Origin of the sequence: Megasphaera cerevisiae DSM 20462, assembly GCF_001045675.1 — a bacterium.
Taxonomy (GTDB): Bacteria; Bacillota; Negativicutes; order Veillonellales; family Megasphaeraceae; genus Megasphaera; species Megasphaera cerevisiae.
In genome coordinates this window covers 24159-33006 of record NZ_LEKT01000034.1, presented here as the reverse complement: position 1 = coordinate 33006, position 8848 = coordinate 24159, and the positions used below count along the sequence as shown (strand labels likewise).

At 40.6% G+C, this 8848-nt stretch carries 7 protein-coding genes; all 7 read left to right on the top strand.

The genetic code is table 11. From position 1 onward, the window contains the following. The first annotated feature begins 153 nt into the window (after positions 1 to 153). The 7 genes from AB840_RS10130 to AB840_RS10100 are packed head-to-tail and all read left to right on the top strand — an operon-like array spanning position 154 to position 8543. Positions 154 to 606 (top strand): hypothetical protein, encoded by a 453-nt coding sequence (locus AB840_RS10130; protein ID WP_048514722.1) that lies wholly within the window; start codon positions 154 to 156, stop codon positions 604 to 606. Beyond that, on the top strand, positions 603 to 1679 hold the full coding sequence (locus tag AB840_RS10125; protein WP_048514721.1) for an ATP-binding protein: 1077 nt from the start codon (positions 603 to 605) through the stop codon (positions 1677 to 1679). Before AB840_RS10130 ends, AB840_RS10125 begins: the two co-directional genes overlap by 4 nt. Before the next feature lie 13 nt (positions 1680 to 1692). Continuing rightward, entirely contained in the window at positions 1693 to 2142 is a 450-nt protein-coding gene (locus AB840_RS10120) for a DUF669 domain-containing protein (RefSeq protein ID WP_048514720.1), read from the top strand. Beyond that, complete coding sequence (locus AB840_RS10115; protein ID WP_200809970.1) at positions 2142 to 4802, top strand: DEAD/DEAH box helicase family protein; 2661 nt, start codon at positions 2142 to 2144, stop codon at positions 4800 to 4802. The genes AB840_RS10120 and AB840_RS10115 overlap by 1 nt, the downstream gene beginning before the upstream one ends. Continuing rightward, positions 4799 to 5455, top strand: coding sequence for an HD domain-containing protein (locus AB840_RS10110; protein WP_048514719.1), 657 nt, complete (start codon positions 4799 to 4801; stop codon positions 5453 to 5455). The genes AB840_RS10115 and AB840_RS10110 overlap by 4 nt, the downstream gene beginning before the upstream one ends. A gap of 12 nt (positions 5456 to 5467) precedes the next feature. Next, positions 5468 to 6508: a DNA-methyltransferase gene (locus AB840_RS10105; RefSeq protein ID WP_053078163.1), complete on the top strand. Its 1041-nt coding sequence runs from the start codon at positions 5468 to 5470 to the stop codon at positions 6506 to 6508. After that, positions 6501 to 8543 (top strand): AAA family ATPase, encoded by a 2043-nt coding sequence (locus AB840_RS10100; RefSeq protein WP_048514718.1) that lies wholly within the window; start codon positions 6501 to 6503, stop codon positions 8541 to 8543. Before AB840_RS10105 ends, AB840_RS10100 begins: the two co-directional genes overlap by 8 nt. Positions 8544 to 8848: the final 305 nt, after the last annotated feature.

Below are 8848 nucleotides of genomic sequence, written 5' to 3'. Positions count from 1 at the left end.
AGGACTGCAGGTCATTGCAACACGGGTAACTGCCGGGGATGACTGCAGCATTATTATTGAAGATGGATATATCAAAGGACAGGAACAGCCAATTGTAGATGCTGCACCTAAACCCACATGGCAGCCTGGTAAATTTTAAAAGGAGGAACGCATATGTTTGAGAAATGGACCATAAAAAGTGTTAAATATCTCAATTCAAGGATATTTATTAAGTTTATGGATGACAATGATGCCGAATATTCGCTGAAATGCGAGGAAACACCGCGGCCGGAATTTGGAGAAGCGTTGCGTAAATTACGGGATGATTTCAAAAATTTTCAATACAATCCTGTGATGGGAATTCCAGAAAATACACGCATGGACATCCATTCTGTTGCATTTAAATATAAGGACGAAGATCTAAAAAGCTTTTCGCCGGAATGTACCATCCGAAATGCAACCGGATATGAAGGGGAGTTAACCATATCGGATGTGCTATATCCAACAAACAACAAAAATATCGATCAGGATATTGCTGCTATTATATCCGAAGCAAACCAGTATATAGCTGGTCATCGCGCACAAATGGGCTTGTTTGACGGTGATGAAGGAGGCAAAATTGCATGAAAGTAATCAGCGGAAAAATAGAAAAAGCTGTAAAAGTTGTTTTGTACGCTCCGGAAGGGTTTGGCAAATCTACATTTGCCAACCATTTTCCGAAACCTATATTTATTGACGTCGAAGGCGGCACGAATCAGATCAATTGTGATCGAACCGAAAAACCGGAAACATTTGGAGCGGTAATTAATGATATTAAAGACGCTACCAACAGCGATTATAAAACAATTGTACTGGATACTATTGACTGGACGGAACAATTGTCTTTAGAGCAAATCTGCAAGGAAAACCAGGTATCCAGTATTGAATCATTTGGATACGGTAAAGGGTATACCTTTAATAAAGAACAAATTGGAAAGCTTTTAAATCTGCTGCAGGACAGTATTGAAAAAGGCAAAAACGTTGTTATTTTAGCCCATTCGACTACCCGGAAACAGGAACGTCCCAATGATCCGCCGTTTGACCGCTATGAATTAAAGCTGAATAAACAGACAACGCCACTTGTTAAGGAATGGGCAGATATACTTTTGTTTGCCAATTATAAGTATATTATCTACGAGGAAAAAGGAACGGATAAGAAGAAAGTCAGCGGCGGCAAACGTGTGATGTATACGACACATAATCCCTGCTGGGATGCAAAGAACCGCTGCAATCTTCCGGACGAACTACCGTTTGAGTATCAGGCTATTGCAGCGGTTATTCCCGGGGATCCGGCATATCAGGGCAATTTACAGTCGCCTGTACCAGAACAAAAAGCAACAAAGCCCGCTGCTGCAGATAAGCCCAAACAAGAAACGGCCACCAAGCCGGAACCCAATACATCCAAGCCGAACAAGCCAAAATCAGATCCAATTCCGGAACTGCAGCAGAAAACTATTCCGCCGGCACTTCGGCAGCTTATGGAACATGATCATGTCACACAAGAAGATATTATGCGCGCTGTGTATGATAAAGGGTATTTTCCTGCCGGTACACCATTTAAGAGCCTGCCGGATGATTTTGTTAATGGCTGCTTAATTGCCGGATGGAATAAGGGATTAATTCAAGCAATCCAATTATTAAAAGAGAACGTACCATTTTAGGAGGTAATTTGATATGGCTGAAAACAATACAGAAGTTTTTGATTGGAATGAACAGGTTGGAGAGGATGTCGAAAGTAAGGAGTTCACATTATTGCCAGATGGCAATTACGACTTTGCTGTTGCTAAGTATGAAAAGAAAGAAAAAGAGGGGAAAGACGGCAACATTATTCCACAGGTGATCCTTACGCTTGTTGTGCAATCCGATGCAGGACAAACACAGATTCTTGATTTTATTGAGCTGACTGCAAAAATGAAATGGCGGCTGTCATCCTTTCTGCGATCCGTTGGCATTCAGAAAAAAGGGCAGTCCTTAGATATGAGTTATCTTGCGGCGTTTGATGCCTCCGTTGGACAAGAAGGGAAATTTCAGCTTAATACAGAGGAATACAAGTCAAAAAAATATAATCGCATCAAGAAATATTTCGATAAAGAAGATTCCGGATGGAAACCGGGTGCATTTTAATGACAATGGAATTAAGAGCCTATCAGCAGGCGGCGGTTGCCGCCGTCCTGCATGAATGGGACGAAGGCAACAATAAAACGCTATGTGTAATGGCAACAGGGTGTCATGCTATTGGACAAAAATTGCTATTAGCAAATGGGAAAATAAAAAAAGTAGAAGATATTTCTAGTAATGATATGTTAATGGGTGATGATGGGAATCCTAGAAAAGTACTTAACATTATTCATGGAACTGGCCGTTTATATAGAATAATTCCTATAAAAGGAAATCCCTTTATTGTTGATGAAAATCATATGCTTACGCTTATTAGGACTCCTCAAGACAATCATCCCAAATGTCCAAGTAGGGCGAGGGGAAGGGAAATAATTGATGTTACTGTAAAAGAATGGTTATCTTGGAGTAAAACGAAAAAGCATTTATATAAGTTATTACGATCTTCGGCAATTGAAAATTTTTCAAATAACAATTACCACTATGATCTTGATGCTTATTTTTTAGGAATTTTATTAGGTGATGGGGGATTAAACGGTGCATCTGTAAATATTACTACTCCTGAGCCAGAAGTTGTAAAAATAATAAAAGAACAATCTCTTAAATATAATTTATCAATTAGAACCACACCAGCTGGAAAAGCAACTACCTATCACTTTTCAAGTAAAGAAAAATGGAAAAGAAACGATTTTATAAAACAATTAAATTTACTGGGATTAAGACATAAATTATCAAATGATAAATCAGTGCCATTTCAATATAAGCTGGCTGATATAACAACTAGACTTGATGTAATTGCAGGATTACTTGATAGCGATGGAAGTCTGACGTGTAGTGGATATGATTTTATATCTAAATCAAAAACACTTGCCGATGATTTAGCTTATATGTGCCGTTCTGTTGGATTAGCTGCATATGTTAAATCATGCAAAAAACAATGTAATAATTTTACGGGGATTTACTATCGAGTAAGTATTAGTGGTGATTGCTCCATTATCCCTAATAGAGTACTTAGGAAAAAAGCACCAAAAAGACAACAAAAAAAGAATGTATTAGTAACTGGATTTAGTGTCGAGTATTACAAGTATGACAAATATATTGGTTTTACAGTTGATGGAAACAATCGATATGTCATGGGAGATTTTACAATTACCCATAATTGTGGCAAAACTATTGTCTTTGCCAAAGTAACGGAAAATCAAGTCAGATTAGGCGAACGGGTTCTTATATTGGCTCATCGGGGTGAATTATTAGATCAGGCAGCCGATAAGATTTATCAAGCAACCGGACTACGCTGCAGTGTCGAAAAAGCAGAACAGTCGTGTTTACAGTCGTGGAATCGGGTAGTGGTCGGAAGCGTACAAACATTAACACGTGAAAAACGTTTAAATATGTTTCCACCTAATTATTTTGATACTATTATCGTCGATGAAGCACACCATATTATATCAAAAAGCTACTTGAAAGTAATGAATCATTTCCCTAATGCAAATGTATTAGGAGTTACTGCAACAAGTGACCGTGCTGATATGAAAAATTTAGGTACATTTTTTGATAGTTTGGCATTTGAATATGGTATGGCGAAAGCGATCAAAGAAGGCTATTTATGTAAAATTATGGCACAGACCATTCCGCTTAACATTGATATCCGCAGCGTAGGAATGTCTGCTGGAGATTTTAAAGCAGGTGATTTAGGAACCGCACTGGATCCGTATTTGGAATCCATTGCTGCAGAAATGGAACGTGTCTGCGCTGACAGAAAAACGGTAGTATTTCTTCCGCTGGTGGCAACGTCTCAAAAGTTCCGCGATATATTAAACGAACACGGTTTCAAGGCGGCTGAAATAAACGGGGAAAGTACAGACCGAAAAGAAATACTGCAAGACTTTGACCAAGGAAAATACAATGTTTTATGTAACTCGATGCTATTAACGGAAGGATGGGATTGTCCTTCGGTAGACTGTATTGTGTGTTTGCGGGCAACGAAAAGCCGCAGCTTATATCAACAGATTGTCGGACGGGGTACGCGATTGAATGAAGGCAAAGACCATTTGTTATTACTAGATTTTTTATGGATGACAGAACGGCATGATCTATGCCGCCCGGCAAACCTTATTACCGGCAGTATAGATATCGCAAAAAAAATGACAGAAAAGCTGGCGGAGAATGCTGGCCCGATGGAACTGGAAGAACTGGAACAGGACGCGGAAACCGATGTCGTCCGCGAACGGGAAGAAGCGTTGGCAGAACAATTGTCCATGATGAAAAAACGCAAACGTAAATTGGTGGATCCGCTGCAGTTCGCTATGAGTATCCAAGCGGAAGACCTTGCCAATTATGTGCCTAATTTCCCGTGGGAACTGGAACCGGCAAGCCCGAAACAATTAGAGGTATTAGAAAAATTCGGTATTTTTCCTGACGAAGTAGAAAATGCCGGAAAAGCAAAAATGATTATGGATAAGTTAACATCCCGCAAAGACGCAGGACTGGCAACGCCGAAACAGATACGGCTGCTGGAGAGCAGAGGCTTCCAGCATGTAGGGACATGGCAGTTTTCCGATGCTACTAAAATGATCAGTCGTATTTCAGCCTGTGGGTGGCGTATCCCAAAAGGTGTCAGTCCAGCTAAATTTGTTCCGGAAAGTATGGAAAGGAGAACGGCTATATGAATCTTGAAGAATGGATGAAACAGCCCAAAGAAGTACAGGATTTTAAAATCAAAGATATAAGGGAAACCATCTTAACCGAATATGTTTACGTTTTAAAAAGATTAGAAAATAAAGAAAAACTTAAAAATATGATTGAATACTTAAATGAATCTACATTTTTTACGGATCCGTCGTCTACAAAACATCATTGTGCATATCCAGGAGGATTGGCTGAACATAGTCTTAACGTTTACATGAGATTATATCAACTTGTAAGAAATGATACTCATTTTTCTATTAAAAGATACCCACATGAAACATTATTTATTTGTGGCATTCTTCATGATGTATGTAAAATTGGGACATATCAGATTGAAACAAAATGGCGAAAAGATAGTAACGGCAGATGGGAATCCTATCCAACGTATGTATGGAATGATAACCATCCTTTAGGCCATGGCGAAAAATCCGTAATGATATTAAGCAAATATATAGAGTTGTCGGATGAGGAAATGCTTGCCATTCGCTGGCATATGGGACGGTTTGACATGGCGTGTGATTCTTATAGCGGACTGCAATTACTGGGAGCAGCGCAGCGCCAGTCGCCATTGGTAACGGCACTGCATCTGGCGGATATGGAAGCTACTTGGTTTGACGAAACGGAGTACCAATAAGGATGTGATTTCATGCAACAAAATAAAATATATTGCGGTGACGCGCTGGAAATATTAAAACAGTTTCCAGATAATTCAGTAAACTGCTGCGTCACATCTCCACCATACTACGGATTGCGTGATTATGGCATGGACGGACAGATAGGATTAGAAATTAATTACAATTTGTACATCAATAATCTCGTATCGGTTTTTCATGAGGTAAGACGTGTTCTTAAGGACGATGGAACGTTGTGGCTGAATTTAGGAGACAGTTATTCTGGATCCGGAAAAGGAGCAAGTAATTATCCGCAATCAACCGGAGAAAAACAGTTATCTAATAAAGGTTCAGCAGAAAATCCATTGCCAATTTGTACAGATATGCAACGAAAAAATTTACTTGGAATTCCATGGAAAGTGGCATTTGCACTGCAGTCTGACGGATGGATATTACGCCAAGACATTATCTGGCATAAGACAAACCCCATGCCCGAAAGTGTACGCGATCGTTGCACAAAAAGTCATGAATATATTTTCCTCATGACAAAACAGACAAAATATTATTTTGATAATGACGCGATAAAAGAACCTATTTCCAAATCAACAGAGAAAAGAGTTAAAGAACTAAATATTGAAAATCAATTAGGTTCTAATCGTCATCCACGATCAAGCCATCCAATGAAAGCAGTTATAAATTCAAGATATGGAGGTAAAAAATATACAGAAAATCCTGATAAATTTTACCGAACGAAGTCAGGCAACATGTATGATTATCGTCCATTAAGAAATAAACGTGATGTATGGGAAATCTCCGCCAAAGGATTTAAAGGCGCTCACTTTGCAACATTTTCGGAAGAATTGATTACGCCATGTATTTTAGCCGGTTGTCCTGAAAAAGGTATTGTTCTCGATCCGTTCATGGGAAGTGGAACTACCGGTGTAGCTGCTATCCACAACAACCGTAATTATGTGGGAATTGAATTAAATCCGGAATATGTGGAAATGGCAGAACATCGGATTGACGATGTGGCTATGCAAATACTCGACGAATATATAGGAACTCATTATGAGTAAACTAAATTTAATTTCATTATTAAATTATATAGAACCATCTTCTTGCTCCTATGAAGAATGGATCCAAGTCGGCATGGGATTGAAGCAGGAAGGGTATCCGGTTTCCGATTGGGAAGCGTGGTCGTCCAAAGATACCAGGCGGTGGCACCGCGGCGAATGCGCCGCGAAGTGGAAAGGATTCACCAACGGCAGTGGCATTACCGGCGCAACGATCACAGAACTTGCAAAACAGGGCGGCTGGAAGTCGACTTCTACGGATGACCGGGTATTGAGCTGGGACGATATCGTTGGCAGTGACAGTGAATATATCATTGTCGACAGCGAATGGGTAGAAGGAAAAGAAATTACGGATCCGGGTAAAAAATGGGATCCGGTACATGATATTACGACGTATCTTTCTACGTTATTCGACAGTACAGATATTGTTGGGTACGTCACAGATGTATGGGAAAAAGAAGGACGGTATTTCCCGACCAAAGGGATTGCCAAAAAGACGGCAGGCGAAATCATTGATAAACTTGGGAAATGTAATGGGGATATTTCGCTTGTATTTGGCGATACAACGCCGAAAGCGGGCGCATGGGTACGATTTAACCCGCTCGATGGTAACGGCATATCCAATGACAATATAACCGCATTTAATTACGCATTAGTAGAATCGGATACGCTGGATATCGAAAAACAGTACGCCATTATGACGAAACTGGAACTTCCCATCGCGTGTCTGGTCCACAGCGGGAAAAAGTCACTGCATGCCATTGTCCATATCGATGCTGGAAATTATGAGGAATACCGCAAGCGTGTGGACTACCTCTATCAGGTATGCCAAAAGAACGGACTGGAAATAGACAGGCAAAACCGTAATCCGTCCCGATTGTCACGTCTTCCGGGCGTGGAGCGGGACGGGAATAAACAATTCCTGATTGCGACCAATATCGGCAAGTCTGATTTCCAGTCATGGCATGATTGGGTAGAAGAAGTAAATGATAACCTGCCGGATATAGAACAACTGGCGTCGGAATGGGATAACCTTCCGGAACTGTCACCGCCGCTTATTGCCGACGTACTTAGACAGGGCCATAAGATGCTGCTGGCGGGTCCGTCTAAAGCCGGTAAATCATTTGCACTGATTGAATTATGTATTGCTCTTGCGGAAGGAGAAAACTGGATGGGGTTTTCCTGCTCCATGGGGCGTGTGCTGTACGTGAACTTGGAATTGGACCGGGCAAGTTGTCTGCACCGTTTTAAAGACGTATATGAGGCATTGGATTTACAAGCAGATCATATCAAAAATATTGACATCTGGAACCTGCGCGGAAAATCAATTCCTATGGATAAATTGGCACCTAAATTGATCCGCAGGGCGCAAAAAGGAAATTATATCGCCATCGTAATTGATCCGATTTATAAGATCATTACAGGGGATGAAAACAGTGCGGATCAGATGGCCATGTTCTGCAATCAGTTCGATAAAGTTTGTACAGAACTGGGATGTGCCGTCATTTACTGTCACCACCACAGTAAAGGTGCGCAGGGGGCCAAGCGTTCTATGGACCGCGCCAGCGGATCCGGCGTATTTGCCCGTGATCCGGACGCGTTGATTGATATGATACAGCTCGACGTGAATGATAGTTTAGGGCGTACCGCATGGCGGCTTGAAGGAACGCTGCGGGAATTTAAGTCGTTTGATCCGCTTAATGTTTGGTTCGATTATCCAATCCACAAGATTGACCGCAGCGGGACGCTGCAGGATGCCAAGACGCCAAGTGAATTATCTCAAAAAGAACGTGGTAAAAAAGGGCTGGAAAGCCAAACACGGAGTGCTTCGGAAAGAAGATCACGGTATCAGGAGGCATTTGATGCGTGCCAGTTTGCCGCCGAAGACAGTATTGTTACGATCGATGCTATTGCACAGTATTTTGAAGTGGATGAAAAAACAGTAAAACGAGACATCAACAGTAAAAGAATAGGTAATTTTACTTATAAAAACGGAATAGTTATTCAGCCAAATAAAACCGGAAAAGGAGAGAAATAATTTCAAAAAATTACAATTGATAAAAAATATTATAAATAATAAACAATTAAAAATACTGTCCGGTTTAGTACATCTGCGGCAGATGTCCAAAAAATAGAATCTAAATGAGAATTGGACATCTGCAACGCGTGTGATGGTTAACGAGATAATAAGTGTTGCTAAAAAAATAAAAAATTCTCAATATCGCTCGGAACACCAGTAAATACCGCAGATGTCCAGAAATGAACAAGTGCTGGACATCTGCCTATATATATACAGATGTCCAGCACTATGTCCCCCTACGAAAAAGAACAGGGGGAACAAGG

What these genes read in the sequence shown, in the direction of transcription:
- AB840_RS10130 (WP_048514722.1), top strand. Translation starts at nt 154, where the DNA reads ATGTTTGAGAAATGGACCATAAAAAGTGTTAAATATCTCAATTCAAGG.
- AB840_RS10125 (WP_048514721.1), top strand. Translation starts at nt 603, where the DNA reads ATGAAAGTAATCAGCGGAAAAATAGAAAAAGCTGTAAAAGTTGTTTTG.
- AB840_RS10120 (WP_048514720.1), top strand. Translation starts at nt 1,693, where the DNA reads ATGGCTGAAAACAATACAGAAGTTTTTGATTGGAATGAACAGGTTGGA.
- AB840_RS10115 (WP_200809970.1), top strand. Translation starts at nt 2,142, where the DNA reads ATGACAATGGAATTAAGAGCCTATCAGCAGGCGGCGGTTGCCGCCGTC.
- AB840_RS10110 (WP_048514719.1), top strand. Translation starts at nt 4,799, where the DNA reads ATGAATCTTGAAGAATGGATGAAACAGCCCAAAGAAGTACAGGATTTT.
- AB840_RS10105 (WP_053078163.1), top strand. Translation starts at nt 5,468, where the DNA reads ATGCAACAAAATAAAATATATTGCGGTGACGCGCTGGAAATATTAAAA.
- AB840_RS10100 (WP_048514718.1), top strand. Translation starts at nt 6,501, where the DNA reads ATGAGTAAACTAAATTTAATTTCATTATTAAATTATATAGAACCATCT.